13 protein-coding genes are annotated in these 18,943 nt (G+C 52.1%); 2 read left to right on the forward strand and 11 right to left on the reverse strand.

All coding sequences use genetic code 11. From position 1 onward, the window contains the following. The 9 genes from JW953_09150 to JW953_09190 form a co-directional block, all read right to left on the reverse strand. Nucleotides 1-649: oligogalacturonide lyase (locus JW953_09150; GenBank protein MBN1992861.1), on the reverse strand; the 649-nt coding region annotated here is incomplete at its 3' end. Between the two features lie 61 nt (nt 650-710). Further along, nucleotides 711-1,229, reverse strand: coding sequence for a hypothetical protein (locus tag JW953_09155; GenBank protein ID MBN1992862.1), 519 nt, complete (start codon nt 1,227-1,229; stop codon nt 711-713). An 83-nt stretch (nt 1,230-1,312) separates the two neighbouring features. Then, complete coding sequence (locus tag JW953_09160; protein ID MBN1992863.1) at nt 1,313-3,901, reverse strand: hypothetical protein; 2,589 nt, start codon at nt 3,899-3,901, stop codon at nt 1,313-1,315. Between the two features lie 106 nt (nt 3,902-4,007). After that, nucleotides 4,008-5,729 (reverse strand): radical SAM protein, encoded by a 1,722-nt coding sequence (locus JW953_09165; GenBank protein MBN1992864.1) that lies wholly within the window; start codon nt 5,727-5,729, stop codon nt 4,008-4,010. A gap of 81 nt (nt 5,730-5,810) precedes the next feature. Next, on the reverse strand, nt 5,811-6,830 hold the full coding sequence (locus JW953_09170; GenBank protein ID MBN1992865.1) for an ABC transporter ATP-binding protein: 1,020 nt from the start codon (nt 6,828-6,830) through the stop codon (nt 5,811-5,813). Between the two features lie 92 nt (nt 6,831-6,922). Next, nucleotides 6,923-8,092 (reverse strand): ABC transporter permease, encoded by a 1,170-nt coding sequence (locus JW953_09175; GenBank protein MBN1992866.1) that lies wholly within the window; start codon nt 8,090-8,092, stop codon nt 6,923-6,925. Between the two features lie 25 nt (nt 8,093-8,117). Continuing rightward, nucleotides 8,118-9,107: an ABC transporter permease gene (locus JW953_09180; GenBank protein ID MBN1992867.1), complete on the reverse strand. Its 990-nt coding sequence runs from the start codon at nt 9,105-9,107 to the stop codon at nt 8,118-8,120. Between the two features lie 142 nt (nt 9,108-9,249). Continuing rightward, nucleotides 9,250-11,352: a twin-arginine translocation signal domain-containing protein gene (locus tag JW953_09185; protein MBN1992868.1), complete on the reverse strand. Its 2,103-nt coding sequence runs from the start codon at nt 11,350-11,352 to the stop codon at nt 9,250-9,252. A 221-nt stretch (nt 11,353-11,573) separates the two neighbouring features. Next, complete coding sequence (locus tag JW953_09190) at nt 11,574-12,569, reverse strand: ATP-binding cassette domain-containing protein (GenBank protein MBN1992869.1); 996 nt, start codon at nt 12,567-12,569, stop codon at nt 11,574-11,576. Nucleotides 12,570-12,874: 305 nt separating this feature from the next. On the opposite strand from JW953_09190, the gene JW953_09195 reads away from it, so the two are divergent. Beyond that, nucleotides 12,875-16,531 (forward strand): substrate-binding domain-containing protein, encoded by a 3,657-nt coding sequence (locus JW953_09195; GenBank protein MBN1992870.1) that lies wholly within the window; start codon nt 12,875-12,877, stop codon nt 16,529-16,531. A gap of 151 nt (nt 16,532-16,682) precedes the next feature. Continuing rightward, complete coding sequence (locus JW953_09200) at nt 16,683-17,330, forward strand: GntR family transcriptional regulator (protein ID MBN1992871.1); 648 nt, start codon at nt 16,683-16,685, stop codon at nt 17,328-17,330. A gap of 33 nt (nt 17,331-17,363) precedes the next feature. On the opposite strand, the gene JW953_09205 is transcribed toward JW953_09200, so the two are convergent. Continuing rightward, entirely contained in the window at nt 17,364-17,975 is a 612-nt protein-coding gene (locus JW953_09205; protein ID MBN1992872.1) for a hypothetical protein, read from the reverse strand. Between the two features lie 308 nt (nt 17,976-18,283). After that, nucleotides 18,284-18,943: N-acetylneuraminate synthase family protein (locus JW953_09210; protein MBN1992873.1), on the reverse strand; the 660-nt coding region annotated here is incomplete at its 5' end.

An 18,943-nucleotide genomic window follows, 5' to 3' on the forward strand; every position in this document is an offset into this window, starting at 1 on the left:
CCACCCAATCCCAGGGGCCTTCGTGGCAATAGGTCATAATGTCCGGTAGCGCAGGCGAGGTGTTGACGTGGGTCATGTAACGCCGGTCTTCAAGGATGATGTCGGCGTGGCCGGTGGACACCTCAATGCGGGCAATTTGGGTAAAGGGCGGATTTTTGAAAAACTCGCGGAAGCGAGAGTAGGAAAACGAAATCCGTGGTTTATCTTCCGGCGGGTATTCAACCAGCGTGCTGCAAATGTATTGGCCGTCCGCGGTGGAGGCCGGTCGCCCGGGGCGAACCTCCGGCGAGGTAGTTTCGTACACCGCGCGTTCGGCCAGCGTGTCCATATTCAGTTCGTACAAGGTTTGCCCGGCCCAGTAATAGAGAGCGTGATTCGCCAGGCTGTAATAACCGCTGGACGGCCGAACGTCCTGTAATTCGGTCAATTGGGTGATGATAGCCGTGTCCAGATCGTAGCGGAAGAAGTTGTTGGCATTCTCCCGGTCCGACTTAAAAATGAACGAGCGACCACCTTTGAGCCAACATTCGTCGGTAAAGTAAAAATGGTGCGAGTGGCCCAAATAGTTGGTGAGTTGGGTCACTTCGCGGTTGCTGTAGCTGTCACTATATTTAAATTGGGGGTCTTGATAAATTCGGCCTTTGCTCATAAGATTTTCTCCTTTGAAAATGTGGGAATCTCGAAGCTAACTTCGAGATTCCCGGTTTTATTTAACCGCGTACGGCAGTAGAACGTTTGAGGGGCAGCGGGTCCATGGCCTCGGTTGGTTTTGGCATGGGCGGATAGTCAGGCTCAGCCAGGTCCCGGATCAATTCATCAATGCGGATGGCGCGTTTTTGTGCCAGGGCATGGTTGCCGGCAATGCCGGTTAAAATTGACCACGCGCCGGAGCGGCAATCGGCGGCGCGTTGATACTTGTCGACTCCTTGCGGATTAAACAGGTCTTGCAGCCTCACGGGGTCGGCCCCGCCGTGACCGCCGCCATTTTTATCAACCGGCATCTCGTAGCCGGGTTGGAAGTGGGGCATAATTTTGATGCGAGTGCCGTCGGCCACCGAACCGTCGCCGCTGATGTAGACAGTTTCCTGCATCGTATGTTCCAGCCGGCCCTTGCTGCCGTTAAAGGCAATCACATACCCCTCCCAGGGCATAAAAACGTGCAACAAATAGGTGAGCGAGGCCCCGTTGCGATAATTGACCAGCACGCTCAGCGTATCCTCACTATTCATATCGGCGCTAAAAACGCAGCGGTCGCGGAAGTCATCAACGTGCCGGTCTGTTGTTTGATGCTTACTTGAACCGGTATCGTGGTTTACGCCATCTCTAATCTCATCAATTTATCGCCAAACGCAATTTCCATTTGCGGTGCAGACAGGTCGGCCACACAATAGGGATTCTCATAATGTTTGAAATCCTTGATCGGCTGTTCCTGGCCGTTCAACAACAATGGGCCTTCCCGGCCAAAGGCAAATGTCTCGCCGCGCAACGTATCGCATTGGACCAACAAGTCGTCAAAGGTTACGGTCAGTGCCAGCACTTTTTCCTGAAAGTCGCTAAACTCGCCGTCCAATGCGGCCCGGCCCATGTGGCACAACCAGCTATTGCGCAGCCCGTAGGAGCGCAATTCACGGTAGGCGTTATCTCCCCGCGTGATAAGTTCAAAACCCTGGGCGGCGGTCAGGGCCAGGTAGCCGTTGTCCTTGCGGGCAAAGGCCCATTTCTGGCCGTTGGCGCCGTCGCGCAGCACGTATTCGTCAAAGGCAAAAACGGGGAAGTAGGCGTGAGTGAAACCCAGCCAATCGTCCTCCGGCAGGTTGTGGATGGAGACCAACACATCTTTCCATTGGGCGGTGCGGGGCAGGATAATATTGCCGTGCCAGAAATCGGGCCGATGGGAGCCTTCTTCGCTGACCCAGGCGGGGTGGTTGACAAACACCACCGCGTCGGGACCCATCGTCGCCTGCCAGAGGTGCTGCTGGGAACCTTCTTCGCCGGGGCGGTAATCCTGCGCCGAACAAAGCATATAGTCGGGCGTTTTATAGGTGACTTTGTTGACTTCCCAAGAGCCGGTTTTCCGGTCGCACCATTCTTCAAACTCACCGGCATGGCGCTCACGACTCCACATTTCTTCGGGCAAAGCGGTGGCAATCTGTTGAATGAGAGGGGGGAGTTCATAGTTTACGGCGCAAGCCAGGCTGACCGGCCCCAAAATATGCTGGTTGAACACGCCCATGCCCCACATCAAACGGCTAATGCCGGCGGTAGACTCCAACCGCCCGCCTTTAATGTGCGGGCTGTAAGTCCGCCCGTGGGTGGAGCCAAACGTGCCCCGGTACGAATTGACAGCCATGGTAAAAAACATCTTGTCCATGATCACCGCGGCCAATTCGTAAACCTGGGGATTTTCGGCCAGGTCAACCAGGTGCGATAAGGCCAGCAAATCTTCTTCAAAATAAACGTTCGAGTCCCACTCCTGAAAGCCGCCTTTTGCCCGTTTTTGCAGCCAGGAGAGGGCCAGCCGCTCACCTTTTTCCCGATGCCATTGGCCGGTTTGATTGGCGTTGGGAAATGTTTTATCGGGGAAAAGTTGACCGGCCAGAATTTCGCAGGTGTGGAAGAGGATTTGGTGGTTTTCCGACCAGTACCACATCACATCGCTGCCCGGTTCATCGTCCCAATATTTGAAGTTGAGAATGCAGGCTTCCAGCGGTTCTCTAATTTTTGCCGGAAACGATGGGTCATCGCCGTAACGATACAACATTCCCAACAATCCGGCCAAGTAAAAATCGCTGCAATCCGCGCGCCGGTTGATATTTTCGATGCTTTCCAGGATGGCGTCGAGGCGAACCTGAGACCACGCGCCCAGGGCCATTTTGGCAATTTCGGAAAAAACATTTTGCTCGCGGCGGGCAGCGTCTTCCAGGGCTTCGCGGCGGCGTTCCGGGTAGGTGCCGTAAAGCGTTTGGGAATAGCGATTGCGCATCAGGTAAAAAGGAATATCGCGGTGGATGCGCATGTTGCCTTCGTGGAACTCTTTGGGGTGCGGCATCAATACCGCCCGATAGGGGCCTTCCGGGAAATGATAGGCCTGACTCAGCCGGGTCTCATTGGTTTTTTTATTTTCGCCAAATTTAAGCGATTCCAGGTAAATGCGGTTGGCGGGTGATTGAAATCGCACCGCGGCCGTGGTCGGCGGCGGCATATCTTCCGGCAGGCGCAGGATGATTTTGTCGTCCCACACGTACACGTCGCGGTCCAGGTAAGCGGCCTCAAACATTTGCTCCAGGGTTTGAAAACGAGCTACATCGCCGTTAGCGGTGGGCAGAAACACAACATTGTCTTGATCATCATCCACGGTGATACCTACAAGTTGCAGGGCCATCGCATACGGGCAATCGCGGGTGGCAACGTTGGCAAAACGCACCAAAATTTCATTATGCCCGTCTTCAAGCGTGGTTTGAACGGAAACGCTGCGAGGCATCGGGTGATAAAAATGCTCGTGGCGATAAATGTGCCGGCCGTTGAGCCAGATGTCTGCCGGACCGTGAGTGGTCAGAATGAAGGTTACGTCTTGGGTCGTCGTACTGGCCACACGGGCGTAGGCCCAGGTTTGTAAATAATGGCAGGTGTGGTAAAAAGCAGAGCGGTCAACAAAGTGGTCGTCGCGGCAGCTCAAATAATCCCAGCGCAATTCGGTATCGCCAATGGAGAAAGTGGTATGTTCAACCGGCGGCTGGGTGATGCCGGAATCTGCCTGATGGTAGTGACGGTCAATTTGAAGTTTAAAATCGTCCCCGGCAAAACGGTCCAGGTCCGGCACGGCAATAGCTTGAGGCCCGGCCACTAACCAATTGTGAATGTAACCGTTTTGCAGATTGTAACCAAGGTAGGCGATGGGCATGGGTTGACTCCTTAGATTTAGATTCCTGGCATAAAATTTTTTGCGGGCAGACAATTTGGTGTTGTCTGCCATAGAAAAAACCTCTCTCAATGAGGTTTAATGAATGTTAAACTGGTGTTGCAATTTTTTCAGGAACTACCCATGGCGGATGAGGTAGCCCTGTTTCCCGCAAATGCGCGGCATAAAGAAAGCGGTAGGCGTCGGTCATGTAGTAATGACCAAACCGTTTTTCCGGCAGGTTGTCCACAAAACGGGAGACCACCAATTCGGCCATGGTTTCATCCATGCCCGATTCAACCTTGTAATCAAAGTAAATGGCCAGGTCGCGCTCTGGGTCTTCGATGATGCGTTTGAGGCCATAGGTTTCGGGGTAGCGGTGAACCGGGGAGTATCGCTCCAGGGCAAACGCGCCCGGTGAGGCCGAGTGGATGGCGTATTTGTTTTGGTAAATAAAGTTGACCGTTTCCTGGGCGTTTTCAATGGTTTCGCCGGGGAAGCCAAAGAAGAAGAAGGTGTGGTTCCAGATGCCGGCGGCGGCGCTTTCTTGCAGAATCCGTCCCATGTGTTCCAGTTGGGTGCCTTTGGCCATGGCTGCCATAATAGGTTTTGAGGCGGTTTCCAGCCCAAAGAGCAACATACAGCCGCCGCCCTGGGCCACCTTCTTCAAAATATCGCGGGTGAGCGGTTTTTCAAAACGAACACAGCCGCACCAGTAAATGGGCGGATATTGCTGGGCCAAGATGGGCGCCATATCGCGCAGGTTGCGCGGCGTGATGGCCTCATCGGCAAAAAAGATGTGCTGCGTGCCGTATTTTTTATGGAGAGCCACCATCTGGTCAACAATTCGCTGGGACTGGAGTGGCTTGTAGGAAGATGGCCCGCCGTAATCCACGTTGCAAAAAGCGCATTTGCCGTAGTAACAGCCTTGCGCGGTACGCAGCGGCAACACCAACTTGGGAACCAAATAGCGGTCCAGGGGCAGACCGTCAAAATCAGGCAAGGGCAGCGGGTCAAAACCCGGCTCCAATTCGTGATTTGCAGTGGTCCGCACCCGGTCGCCGTCGCGGTAAATCAAATGGGGCACTTGCGACAGGTCGCCATTGCCGGCCAGCGTTTCAACCAGGCGTAGCAGTGGCGTTTCACCGCCAAAAATTACCGCGCTGTCAAACCAATCAAAAAAGGCAGACGCCTGCGGAATTGCCTCACGCAGCATGGTGATGTGCGGGCCGCCGGTAGTCACGTGACACGGCAGACCGGCTTCTTTGATCAGATAGGCCAGGGTAGCGCCCGGCAGCATTTGTTCCAGCGTAGGGATGGAGATGCCCACAATATCGGGTTGCTCGCGTTTGATGTCGGGGATGACCAGCCGCTTGAACAGGTCAAGAAACATGTTGTGCGCCGGATCGTGCATGGCGCGTTGCAGGTTTTTGCTTCGATCCACCGGATAGGGCGGCGTGTAGGTAGAAAGGTTCAGCGAGGCCGGATAAAAGGGCAATGAAGCCAGGTTCAGACATTGAAACATCGTCAAGAAAGCCTCTACGCCGATTGGCCCATCCAAAAACGCCTCGCTACGAACGACGTTGATCGCGTGCTCAACCCGCTCGACCAGCGTGGGGCCGTGATCCAGCGCCCACTGCATCATCTCTTGTGGTGGGCAAATATGACGGGCCGGCCGCCGCTTATCCTGACGCAGACGCTTGAGCACCTGACGGAGATAGTCGCGGCTCAAAACAGCATCAAAAACCTCAATATTAAGATCGCGTTGAATAACGTCCACATTGTGCGCGCGCAGGTGGGCGGTGAGGGTGGGCACAGCCAGATGCGGCATCGCGGGAGTCCAATGTGGTGGGAAAAAGAGCATCACTTTCATCGCATTTATCCCCCCAGATAAATTTGCCCCGTTATTAGTTTATTTATACAAAACACAGCGGACCTTATGCCTCTCGCCAACCTCAATGTAAGGCGGGTCTTTTTGGTCGCACACGCCAGGAATTCTCTGGCTGCAACGCGGATGGAAAGAACAACCTTTGGGGATAGAATAGGGGTCGGGTACGGTGCCCTTAATTGATTCCAGCCGCCGTCGTTCCCGGGTTCTTTGGCCCAGACGAGGGATAGACTGGAGCAGCGCCTGGGTGTATGGATGTTTGGGGTTATAAAAGATGGTGTCAACATCCGCTTCTTCAACCACTTTGCCCATGTACATCACAATAACATACTCGGTCATCTGCGCTATCACCCCCAGGTTGTGGGTGATGAACATAATGGCCATGCCCAGTTCATCTTGTAACTGGCGCATGAGTTTTAAAATGGCGGCTTCGGTGGTCACGTCCAGGGCAGTGGTTGGCTCGTCGGCAATGAGTAAGTTGGGATGGCACGATAACGACATCGCTATCACCCCCCGCTGGCGCATTCCGCCGCTCAGTTCGTGCGGATAACGATCAATGGTGCGGCTGGGTTGGGGCATCCCTACCAGGTTCAACATTTCAATAGCTTTTTCTCGGGCTTCGGCCTTGGATACGGACTGATGCAGCACAATGGCTTCGCTGATCTGGTTGCCCAACGTATGCACCGGGCTGAGCGAGGTCATCGGTTCTTGCGGCACCAGGGCAATTTGCCCGCCACGAATACTACGAATGAGGGTACCTTTAGGGTTCACTTCCGTCAAATCTATCACTTCCGTTAGTGTACCATTTTCGACAGGCAGGTAATAGGTGATCTTGCCTTCGACAATTCGGCCGGGCCGAGGCACGATGCGCAAAATAGAGCGGGCAGTAACCGATTTGCCGCACCCGCTCTCGCCCACAACGCCCAGGGTTTGGCCGCGTTTAACCTGGAAATCAACGCCATCCAGGGCGCGGGCGGTGCCTTCATCCATAAAAAAGTAGGTCTTCAAATTATTGACATCAAGCAGTACGTTATTATTTTCCATAACAGGTTTCCTAAACCGGCCAAAGCCGGGAACAAAAGATAGTTGCTGCCGGAAATCCTTATTCTTTGGACAGAGATTTCACGGGTTAGGCCCTAACGCGAGTAGGGATCGGCGGCATCACGCAGACCGTCACCCACAAAGTTAAAGGCAAGTATGGCAATGATCACGGCTAAGGCCGGGATCAACACCCAAGGGGCCAAAACCAGCGATCGCACATTTTGGGCTTCACGGAGTAAGACACCCCAACTGATGGCCGGCGCCCGCAACCCCAAGCCAATGTAGCTGAGGCCGGTTTCGGCCAGGATCATGCCGGGGATAGCCAGCGTAAGGGCAGCAATGATATAACTTAGAAAAGAGGGCAGCATATGCCGCAGAATAATGCGCATCTCGCCGGAACCAACCAAGCGGGCCGACATGACAAAGTCTTCTTCACGCATGGCCAGGAAACGGCCACGCACCACCCGGGCCATCCAGGTCCAACCAATCAGCGACAGGATGACGGTAATGGCAAAGTAGGTTTGTATAATAGACCAATCAGAAGGCAACGCGGCGCTGAGGGCCATCCATAGCGGGATACTGGGAATGGTGCGGATGAACTCAATGACTCGTTGAATGATAACATCAAGCGCGCCGCCGTAGTATCCCGACATGCCTCCCAAAACAATACCCAGGGTCAAACTCATTAACACGCCAACCAGGCCAATCGAGAGCGAAATTTGGGTTCCCTTACAGGTACGGGAAAATACATCTCGTCCCAGACGGTCGGCTCCAAACAAGAAGAGACCTTGTTCTTCTTGGGGAACGGGCAAACCAAAAAGATGGATATCTGTGGTCCAGAGGCCAAGTACTTTATATTCAGAACTACGAACAAAGAACTGAATGGGGTAGCGGGTAGTGGTATCTTCGGTGTAAAGATTGCGGAGTGTTTCGGGATCTTTTGATCGGACAATTTTGTAAACAAATGGCCGCTGTAATTGGCCTTCGGTATCTATAAGGTGAATATCGGAAGGCGGGGCCAGTTTGTATTTGGCAAAATACTGCTCGGGATCGTAAGGCGCAACAAACCCGGGAAAAAGGGCCACAAAATAGAATAGTATCAAAATAATAACACTGATGACGGCCATTTTGTGTTTGCGAAATCGCCACCACATCAATTGCCAGTAAGAGGCAACATATACTTTCTCTTCTTCTGAGGTGATATCTTCTACTACATCCAGGTCGTCGATCCCGTGGCTTTCTTCACCCTGGCTATCTTCGAGCATTTCTAAGTCATCTCTGTTCATTGCTTTAACCTCCCAGCCGGATGCGGGGATCGACCCACGCCAACAGAATATCCGAGATGAGCGTACCGATAACGGTCAGTGTACTCAATAAAAGCAGAAAGCTGCCGGCCAGGTACATATCTTGAGATAACAGGGCGCGTAACATCATCGGCCCGGTTGTCTGCAAACTGAGCACAACGGCAATCAAGGTTTGGCCGGAAATCAAGGCGGCCAGCGACCAGCCAACGGTGCTAAAGAAAGGGTTCAACGCAACCCGCACCGGGTATTTCCAAATCAATTTGCCCTCGGTCAGGCCTTTGGCGCGGGCCGTTTCCACGTAGGGTTTGTTCAGTTCATCAAGCAAGTTGGCGCGGGTGGTGCGGATACTCCCCGCCGTACTCTCCAGCGCGATGATCACCACGGGAATCCACAGGTGTTTGAGCATATCTATCACTTTATCTATACTCCACGGGGCCAACAGGTACTCCTCCGAAAACAGCCCCCCCACATTCAGCCCCAACTGGCTCATGGCCACCCACATGACAATCAGGGCCAGCAAAAAGCCGGGCGTGCCCACCCCCACAAAACTGATAATACTCATCACGTAATCGGGGATTGAATATTGATGGGTAGCCGAATAGACTCCCACCGGAATGGCCACAAACCAACTGACCAAAATGGCTACCAGGGAAAGCATAACGGTTAAGGCCAGCCGCTCCCAGATGAGGTCTTTGACCGGTTTCTGCCATTCCATAGACTGACCCCAGTCACCCCGCAAAAAGATACCACTCATCCACTTGTAGTATTGCATGTAGATGGGTTGGCCCAACCCGTAGCGTTCTCTCAGGTTTTCAATCCTTTCCTGGTCAATGTTATCACCTTGAGATCTCATTTGGGCGGCATAAGAGGTTAAAAAATCGCCCGGCGGGAGTTGGATAATAAAAAAGGAAATGAGCGAGATGACGAGCAGGGTGGGGATCATCAGCAGAACACGCCGCAGGATATAACCTAGCATATATTACCTCCAAAACATCACCGTGTATGATACTTAGAAACAGCCATTGAATACCTTCGGCATTTACAATCCGGGAACTCATTTATTCTCTGTGGGGGGCAGCATGAAGCCTGCCCCCACAAGATACAACGCTTGCTACTAACTACACATGATTTTCAGGGTCTTCCCAGTAATGGGTTTCCGGCCCCAGTAAGTGTTCGTCGGCAACGGTGTCGTCAACCGGCATCCCTTCCAGGTAGCCCCGGAAGCCATTCTTAACAATACACGGCACCGGCTGCTGACCCAGGAAGCCAATCATCGGCAACTCTTCAGCCCAGATATCAAGTATCCCAGAGAATAACTCGGTCTGCTTATCCGGGTCGGGTGTCTGCGAGACTTCGTCCCAGATGTCCCAGATATCCCAGATCCAATGGCCCTCGGGTGGCTCTTCGGCGTTGGGGTCACTGGGATCGTCCCACCACATACCCCAGGCGTTGCCCCACGGGCGGTCACGCATGGTCCCCCGGAAGATGGGGGCCAGGGGCGCCAGGGGCAGGAGGGTCCGGTCGCCGCCCCAAAAGGCGGCTTCGATGTCGTTGGACTCGAAGTGTTCGGTGTACAGCGAGCGTTCGGCATAACTGTACGTCGCCTTAACACCCACGTCGGCAAAGTATTTTGCCACCAACTGGGCCCCGTCCTCGTCGGGCGTGCCGGCCTCGGCCGTGCCCTCGATGATGAAGCTCAGGGTTTCCCCACTGCCGTCCTTCCACAAGCGGAAACCGTCGGCATCCTTTTCGGCGTAGCCGGCTTCGTCCAGCAGGCGGTTGGCCTCATCCGGGTCGTACTCAATGTAGGCATTGGACAGTTTGGGGTAGTACTGGGGCGATTCTTCCATGGGGCTGTACTGGCGTGGCTTATAGAATCCATCATAAGCCAGCTCGTTTAGCTCGTCGCGATTGACGGCCAGCGAGAGGGCGATGCGCACATTGCGGTCATTGAAGAATTCCCGCAGCCGCTCGTTTTTGGTGGTTTGGTTTGGTTGCATAGCCACGTGATTGGCGTTTTTCTGGACGAAAACGCGGTAGTCGCCAGACTCCTCGCTTTCCTTGTAGAGCGTGTAGTTAGACATGGCAACCCGGCGCTGCTGGAAGTCGATTTCGCCGTTGGTGATCCACAGGTTAAAAACCTCGTCCGCCTCAAACAGGCGGTGGTTGACGTGGTCAACATAGGGCAGTTGGTTGCCTTCGGGGTCTACCCCGTAGAAATAGGGGTTGCGCTCCATCACAAACAACTCCTCCGAGAGCGCGTTTTTGGCCAACCATGGGCCAAGACCAGGGCGTTCAGGATTCATGTACCAATAGTCCCTACTTTCCAGATAATATTGCGCCCAGCTCTCAAAACCAGCCTCTTTGGCTGCCGCTTCGATGGCGTCCTTATCGCCAAAATTGGGGTGGAACTGCTTCATGTAATGGCTGGGTACGGTATTCCCTACGCCAAAGGCTTCCATCCCCACCCCACGAGTCAGGTCGTAGATAAAGAGTGGCATGGCCTGGACAAATTTCATCTTAAAGGTATATTTGTCAATTGCCTCCAGTTCCATGGGGGTTCTCTCGGGGCCGGCAGTCCATTTGGTGTACACCGCGGGGAAGAGGTCGGTGTTGAGCATCACGTTTTCGTACCACCACACCAGGTCATCGGTGGTAAACTCAACGCCGTCGGACCACTTGGTGCCTTCACGCAGGTGGAAGGTCCACTCGCTGGCGTCGTCGTTGGTTTCCCAGGATTCGGCCAAATGAGGGATCAGGTTCAGGTCTATGTCAAACCAGGCGTAAAAGTGGTCGTTCATTTTGGTGGGGCCCCAGCGGTCGGAAACACCCTTAAAGCCACGGCGGATGGTGCCGCCGTAGTTGCCGATCCCATCGTTAACCGGGATAACGGCGGGATTCTTGGGCAGGCGTTCGGCCAGAGGGGGCAATTCGCCCGCGGCGACCAGTTCGGCCAGCATCGGGGCTTCGCCGCCGGTAGCGGCAGGCGGAGCTTCAGTTGGCGCTTCGGTTGGTTCAGCCGGTGCTTCGGTTGGTTCAGCCGGTGCTTCGGTTGGTTCAGCCGGCGCTTCGGTTGGTTCAGCCGGTGCTTCGGTTGGTGCTTCTTGCACGGGCGCTTCGGTAGGTTCTGCGCCTGCACAAGCTGTCGCCACTGCGCCCGCCGCAGCCAATGTGGATAACTGTAAGAACTTACGTCTACTTATTATTCGTTTCTGTGCCATGATTTTCTACCTCCTTGGATTCAAGGTAAACAAAATAAAAAATATTAATATGTAACCTGTTCTTCTACCATAGAGAGATGATTTACTTCCTTTTGCCTATTTGTAGGGTCCTCACCTCCTTTCGCTTAATACAGCATTTCGTAAACTTGTTTCGGGTTTAACTTGGGGTAGATCAAGGCATTGCCTTCATCCCGCCCGGTAAAAGTCCAGACACAACATATTTAAACTACTGACTTGACCGAGCTAAGGACGCCTGCTAACTGCAACTCTTTAGCTCGATGACAACTAACAAAGTGTTCCGGGGCAATCTCCCGCAAGGTTGGAGATTCGATTTCACAGCGATCCACTCGATATTGACAACGCGGGTGGAAGTAGCAGCCCGGGGGCGGATTGGCCGGGTCAGCCACGTCACCCGGCAATTCAATTGGCTCACCACGCTGGCGCGGGTCAGGTTTGGGCACAGCCGAGAGCAATGCTTCGGTGTAAGGATGTTTGGGTTTGGTGAACAAATCATCGGTGGCGGCGCTCTCGACAAGCTTGCCAACGTACATGACTGCCACCCGGTCACTGATGTGTTCAACAACGCTCAAATCATGAGAGATAAATAAATAGGTGAGGCCAAATTCACCCTGAAGGTCTTGCAGCAAGTTGAGGGTTTGGGCCTGAATAGAAACATCCAGCGCCGATACAGGCTCGTCACAGATGACCAGTTGGGGGTTAAGTGCCAGGGCGCGAGCAATACCAATGCGTTGCCGTTGCCCGCCACTGAAAGCATGCGGGTAACGGCTCATGTACTCTGGCCGCAACCCCACCACCTTCAAAAGTTCAGCCACCCGTTCTTCTAGCACTTTGCCGCGGGCAATGCCGTTCACCAGTAAAGGTTCGCCCACAATCTGCAACAGGTTCATCCGGGGATTGAGCGAGGCGAAGGGGTCTTGAAAAATCAATTGCATATTCTGGCGCATTGCTTTGAGCTGCGGCTTATCCAGGGTGGTCACGTTGATCCGGCCCATGTTACGGTCGGCAAACCACACCTCGCCGCCGGTAGGTTCGTAGGCCCGTAAAATAACGCGACCTGTTGTTGTTTTGCCGCAGCCACTCTCGCCAACCAAGCCCAGGGTCTCTCCTTCGCGGATGTGTAAACTCACCCCATCCACCGCTTTAACATGGCCAATTATTTTTGGCCGGAAAAAGCCGCGCTTGATAGGAAAGTGCATCTTCAGGTTGTTCACTTCAAGCAGTAATTTGTTGCTCGTTATCGCTTCGGCCAACGCTCTTTTCTCCTGTCTGTAACTTAATCACAGCAAAATTAAAAATAATAGGCCCAACCTTAACTTGGAATCGTAATTCCATTATAGTCCAAGAAGTTTTTAATTATTCGGATAATAACTAGAGCAATTCGGATAAAAACTAGATTTTGTTTTTTGTTGTTTTATCAGACTCATCCAAGCCAATTGCCAGAATTCTATTTTTTTTTACACTATAGGTAGAAGCTTGAATCAATTGGGAACGAGTAGTGACCGTGGAGCACAAAGATACATTTATAGCCCAGGAACAAAACTCTCTCAGCAGCAAGCCATCAAAACATTTAACCATTGGTTATCTGGCTCCGCAGATAGAGGATGAAGTTGGCTTTGCCTTTTATTCGGGGGTGGCCCGGGCGGCTGAAAAGCATGGGGTTAATCTGATCTGTTTTGCCGGCGGCATATTACAAGATCCGCAAGGATTTCATGCCCAGGCTAACGCGCTCTACAACTTGGTCAGTGCCGGACGCGTAGACGGGTTAATTAGCTGGACTTCGTCTATGGGGACATACATTGATACCGAGACACACCGCAAGTTTTACGAACGCTTTCACCCTTTGCCCATTGTTAGCCTGGGGCAAAACTTTCCGGGCCTTCCGTCGGTGTATAAAGAAGATGCCCAAAGTATGCAAGCTTTAATGGCTCACCTCATTGAAGAACACGGCTACCGGCGATTAGCCCTCATCCGCGGTCCGGAACACCATCGAACTGCCCAAACACTATACGATGCCTATCTTGACGTGCTGAAATCGTACGGATTGCCGGTTGACCCCCGCCTGATCGCCCCACCCGGCGATTGGGCCCAGTCCACCGGCCGTGACATGATCCGGGTTTTGTTTGACGAGCGGGGCTTGCAGCCGAAAGTTGATGTTGAGGTTGTAGTAGGCGCCAGCGACCTGTTGGCTATTGGCGCCCTGAAAGCGCTTAAACAGCGCGGCATTCAGGTTCCCGGTGAAGTGGCGGTGGTTGGTTTGAACGACTCGAAAGAGGCGCGGGCGGCTAACCCTCTTTTAACTTCGGTCACGGTTCCCTTCCGCGAACAGGTCAACTATGCGGCTGAATTATTAATGGCTATGATTGCAGGCCAGGACATACCCGCCCAAACTGCTTTGCCGACCAAGTTGGTTGTGCGCCGTTCATGTGGTTGTGCCTCCCAGGCTGTCTTACAGGCCTCCGCCCGCATTGCCGCCGAAACCGGTAACCACGGTTCAACTCCGCCCACTTTTCAGAATCTTACGGCAATGTTGGTCTCGCATCGTACGATGATTATTGCTGAGATGGTTCAAGCCTTGCGCATTTATACCGGAGAGCAGGTTCACCATTGTGCAGAACAATTGTTGGATACTTTTGTGGCCGAAGTGCAGGGAAAAGCCACAGATATCTTTCTGCCAACGTTAGAAGAAACTTTGAACCAGATGACTACAGTCGGCAGCAATCTGACCGTATGGCAAAGAGCCTTATCCGTTATGCGTCGTCAGCTACTACCTTTCATTGAACCCGGCAGATTGGCCCAGGCCGAGGACCTCTGGCAACAAGGCCGGGTATTAATTGGCGAGATTGGCCAACATACGCAATTAGCGCTGCAATTCCAAACTGAGCAACAAAGCCAAGTTTTACGAGAGATCAGTCAAACGCTGATCACCAGTTTTGAATTGAGCGAACTCATGGACGTATTGGCCCAGAAATTACCACAATTAGATATTACCGGCTGTTACCTTTCCCTTTATGAAAATCCGGATTTCCCTGCCGGGTGGGCCCGCCTCATGCTGGCGTACAATCAGGCTGGTCGGATCAAACTACGGCCGGCAGGACGACGTTTCCCGGCAAAAGAACTCGTACCAGCCGATTTGCTTTCCAGCGAACAGCGCGCCACGTTAGTTGTTCAGCCGCTATATTTCCAAAATGAACAACAGGGCTTTGTTGTTTTTGAAGGGGAGATAGAGACCGGACATATTCTTAAGGCGCTTTGTAGACAAATAAGCAGTGTTTTAAAGGGAACCCAGCTTTTTAAACAAAACGTGCAACTGTACAATGAAGCCCTCCAGGCCCGAATCACCGCCGAAAGAGCCGATCAACTTAAAACCCGGTTGCTGGCCAATGTAACGCACGAACTGCGTAACCCTCTCGATATCATTTTAGGATATACCCAACTGGCCCGCAAAGAACTACAGTCGTCCGATACCGTTTTATCGTCTAGCCTGCTCACAGGTCTTGAGCATATCCACCGGAACGCCAAACACCTGCAACACGTTATCAATGATTTGTTAGATTTATCCCGCGCTGAAATTGACGAACTTGATTTAAACCTTGAACTGATCAACCCGCAAAAATTTCTTTCAGATATTTTTCAAGATATGACAGAAGACCCAGATTTGGTAAGCGCGGTTGAATGGCGCTTGCAATTGCCCAATCGTTTGCCCATTATCCAGGCCGATCCAATCCGGTTGCGGCAAATTGTGCTCAATTTATTGGGCAACGCTCGTAAGTTTACCGATAAAGGGCAGATTGAACTGGGCGCTGATGTTGCACCGCCGTATCTCCATATCTGGGTTCAAGATACCGGCATTGGTATTCCGGCCAATATGCAAGAACAAATCTTTGAGCCATTTGTTACCGGAGAGAAAACCGGCCAAAACACAGCAGGCCTGGGCTTAGGGTTATCTATTACCCGCCGGTTGGTCACCCTGCATCGGGGATTAATCCATCTGGATAGCCGGCCAGGCCAGGGCAGCACGTTTCATGTTCACCTGCCCTTACCCAGTCTGGGCGACCAACCGGCTTCATTCAAGCCATTTGCGGAGTCCGTCATCTTGGTGATTTCGACCCAAGACCGGCCGCCAAATGAAATTATCAACCTCAGCCAACGCCAGGGGTTAAAAATTCGCCAGCTTCAACTTGATGACGACCTTGAACAAGTGCTGGCCGAGGTTCAACCTACGGCATTGGCCTGGGATTTTGCCAATGCTCCGCCCAACGATTGGTTAATGATGCAGCAATTACGCAATATCCCCCGCCTGAATCAAATTCCCTTTATCTTGTATCAACGAGAAAAAGGAAATGAAGCAGAAACCACTACCGGGCTAACCAACCTGCTGGTCAAGCCGGTGGGTGGTGAAACTTTATTAGACGCCATTAATGCCCTGTGCCCGCCCGAAGTAACCGGCCCCATTTTAATTGTGGATGATGACCCGCAAATCTGCGAGCTGTATCGGGGCATGGTGGCCAAAAGCCTGCCCGGATTCCCCATTGAAATTGCCCATAATGGAGTGGTGGCTTTAGCAAAAATGGCCCAAACAATACCCAGTTTGGTAATATTAGATTTGGTTATGCCGGAAAAGGATGGCTTTGACGTTCTGGAGCAAATGCGGGCCGATGAACAAACCCGCAGTGTGCCGGTGGTAATTTTAAGCGGGCACTCGCTTACCCTTGACGATGTGAAGCGGCTTGAACAGCATGCCCTGGTTACGCTGCAAAGTAAAGGGATTTTATCAGAAGTTGAGGCGATGGCTACGCTGCACCGCGCCCTGTTTGGCACCGATATGCTTCCGCCCCATACCAGCGCTCTGGTTAAACGGACCATTGCCTATTTTCACCAACATTACGCCAACACCCTCACCCGCCAAGAAATTGCCGAGGCCGTGGGAGTCAACAAAGATTATCTGGGGCAAATTTTTCGCCAAGAATTGGGCATTTCCCCGTGGGAATACTTAAATCGTTATCGTATTGTGCATGCCAAAGCCTTACTGCGTAATACCAAAAAATCTATCACGGCGGTAGCGTTTTTGGTGGGCTTCAACGATCCTTCTTATTTTGGCCGGGTGTTTCGCAAACAGGCCGGCCTATCCCCGCGTGTTTATCGCAAGCGAGCCAGATAAAGAATAGCCCCAAACAGAAACCCGTTTTTATCCGAGATAGTCCAGTTATTATCCGAATAACCTGGGTATTTTTGGCTATAATAAAATTGCTTTTATGGTAGGTAGTGGATGGTAATATATATACGCAGGCAATCTATTGGGTTAAAAGACAATGGTGCAGAAGAAGAATGCTTTGGCGTATGAAATTCTGAGGGAAAAAATACTCACCGGAAAGTTACGGCCCGGCGTAAATTTGGATATTGATGAACTTTCCACGGATTTTGGCATGAGTTCAACATCTATCCAAGAAGCATTGCAGCAGCTAGAATCTGATTCCCTGGTCACCATCGAAGCGCATGGCGCACAAGTTACCAAGATTCACCAGGAACTCTTTCAAGAAATTTTTGAAGTTTTAACCTCTTTACAAATTATTAGCGCGCGGGCCGCATGTCAAAAAATGAACGAGCTTGATTTTACCGAGCTGGAAGCGATGTTCCACCGGATGGATGGGGTTGTGGATGACCCTGAACAGTGGTCGCAATATGAAATTGAACTGCATTCTTGTATCAGCGAAAAAGCAAATATGCCTTTGCTCAGAAACCTTTTACTCCGAACAGCCGATCACTGGCAGCGTTTGCGACGACATTGTTTTAGCGAAGCGTTTGCCCGCCGCATTCCCACAGCGCAGCAGGAGTATCGAGATTTTTTGATTACGTTGCGCACCCGCAATTCTGATCACGTGACTCAGCTTATGCTTGAACATAATCAACGTGCCCTGGATGATTATATGGCCTATTTGAGCCACTCGGAAGGTGCTTAAGAAACGAATAAGTTGTTCTATGAATCATAGATGTTAACTTGCCCCTTGAACAAGATGTTGCTGAATGGCCTTCAAAAGATGCCTGGCCTCTGTCTCATTGAGGCTGCGGGCAAACCAAATTGTTTTTTTATCATATTCAAACGCCAGCCAATCAATCGTTAAGCTGATACCGTAAGGGTCTACGGCTATATCTGGAAGATCAGGCGCTTGCGCTGGCGGGGCAAAGCGCAAATTTTTGACGTGTTTTAGGGGATACACTTTCGTTCGCCCCAAGTTGAAAATTTGGCGGCGTAGCTTGATTGATTGCGGGGTGATTTCTATGATTTCTTTCCCGCCAATGTGCCACAGGAATATCCGCACAATGAATACACCCAGGAATATCCAAAATACCAGAGAAGCCAGCAGAACGACGGCAATAGCTACATGGAACACGCCGATTTCTTGTCCGTCTGTGGCATTGAGCATACTGTTGAACAGGCCCGGCAAGAAAATAGCAAGGGTGATGCATCCAATTGTCCAAATAAGCACACCGAACCCTGTAGTAGCCATCACGTACCAAATTTTGCGGCTGGAAATGATGAATTGGTGTGAAATCCCCAGGTTCCTGACCGTATAGTGAGTTGGTGCCGGTTGTAACTTTGTCATATTATTTCCTCTTACACTCAGTAAGAGGTATTTTTGAAGAAAGAATATCGTTTTCCTGGATTATAGTTGTTTTACCGCATGTTGGAAATTTAGGTTTATTAGGACTTACGCAAATCGTTGCTGCATTCCAGAGGTGACAGTCACTTACAAAGTGACTGTCACCTCTGGAATGTGCGTAAGTCCTATTTATTTTAGGCGACACTGGGGTACACTTGTCTTGGCTATTTAACCCATCCGCCCGGCTTTATGGGCCATATGACCCTCATCGGGTATCATGCAGGAAACTTGAGAAGATACTGGCCGGCGTTTCAGACCAAGTTTGCTTGCTGACCGGCAGTGGCTGGTTCAATAAGGCAATGATCTCGGCCCTGATAGAACAGTGGTGTTTTAACCCGGCGCAATTTTTGCAGCGCGTTCATTTCGCTGGGATAAACACGCTTGACGCCGTTGCCCAACGATTTTTCAATATCGCGGATATTGCGCACCAGGTTGTGCAGGCCAATAATTTCTACCGAGGCGGCCTGGTCGCTGCCCCACATGGCCCGATCCAGGGTGATGTGCCGCTCCACAAACGTGGCGCCCAGGCTGATGGTAGCCCAGGTAGGGGCCAGCCCTACCTCGTGCCCGGAGTAGCCAACCGGCACCCCGGGATAAATTGCCTTGAGCGTGTGGATCATTTTCAGGTTGAGTTCTTCCACCCGGCAGGGGTACGCAGATGTAGAATGGGCAATGAGCAGGTTATCGAGGCCAACGCTTTCCACGGCGGCCTCAATTTCAACCATATGTGACATGCCGGTGGAGATCATCAATGGTTTGCCTGTGGCTTTCATTTTTTTGAGCAGCGCGTGATCGGTGAGGGAAGCCGAAGCGGCCTTGTACAGCGGCGGGTCGAACTGCGCCATAAATTCAACCGCCTCCTCATCCCAACACGAGGCAAACCAGGCGATGCCGCGCTCCCGGCAGTACCG

It is taken from the genome of Anaerolineae bacterium, assembly GCA_016931895.1.
Classification (GTDB): Bacteria; Chloroflexota; Anaerolineae; order 4572-78; family J111; genus JAFGNV01.

Excerpts from the sequence above, each read along its gene's own strand:
- JW953_09155 (MBN1992862.1), bottom strand. The coding sequence starts at position 1,229 with ATGAATAGTGAGGATACGCTGAGCGTGCTGGTCAATTATCGCAACGGG.
- JW953_09160 (MBN1992863.1), bottom strand. The coding sequence starts at position 3,901 with ATGCCCATCGCCTACCTTGGTTACAATCTGCAAAACGGTTACATTCAC.
- JW953_09165 (MBN1992864.1), bottom strand. The coding sequence starts at position 5,729 with ATGCCGCATCTGGCTGTGCCCACCCTCACCGCCCACCTGCGCGCGCAC.
- JW953_09170 (MBN1992865.1), bottom strand. The coding sequence starts at position 6,830 with ATGGAAAATAATAACGTACTGCTTGATGTCAATAATTTGAAGACCTAC.
- JW953_09175 (MBN1992866.1), bottom strand. The coding sequence starts at position 8,092 with ATGCTCGAAGATAGCCAGGGTGAAGAAAGCCACGGGATCGACGACCTG.
- JW953_09180 (MBN1992867.1), bottom strand. The coding sequence starts at position 9,107 with ATGCTAGGTTATATCCTGCGGCGTGTTCTGCTGATGATCCCCACCCTG.
- JW953_09185 (MBN1992868.1), bottom strand. The coding sequence starts at position 11,352 with ATGGCACAGAAACGAATAATAAGTAGACGTAAGTTCTTACAGTTATCC.
- JW953_09190 (MBN1992869.1), bottom strand. The coding sequence starts at position 12,569 with ATGCACTTTCCTATCAAGCGCGGCTTTTTCCGGCCAAAAATAATTGGC.
- JW953_09200 (MBN1992871.1), top strand. The coding sequence starts at position 16,683 with ATGGTGCAGAAGAAGAATGCTTTGGCGTATGAAATTCTGAGGGAAAAA.
- JW953_09205 (MBN1992872.1), bottom strand. The coding sequence starts at position 17,975 with ATGACAAAGTTACAACCGGCACCAACTCACTATACGGTCAGGAACCTG.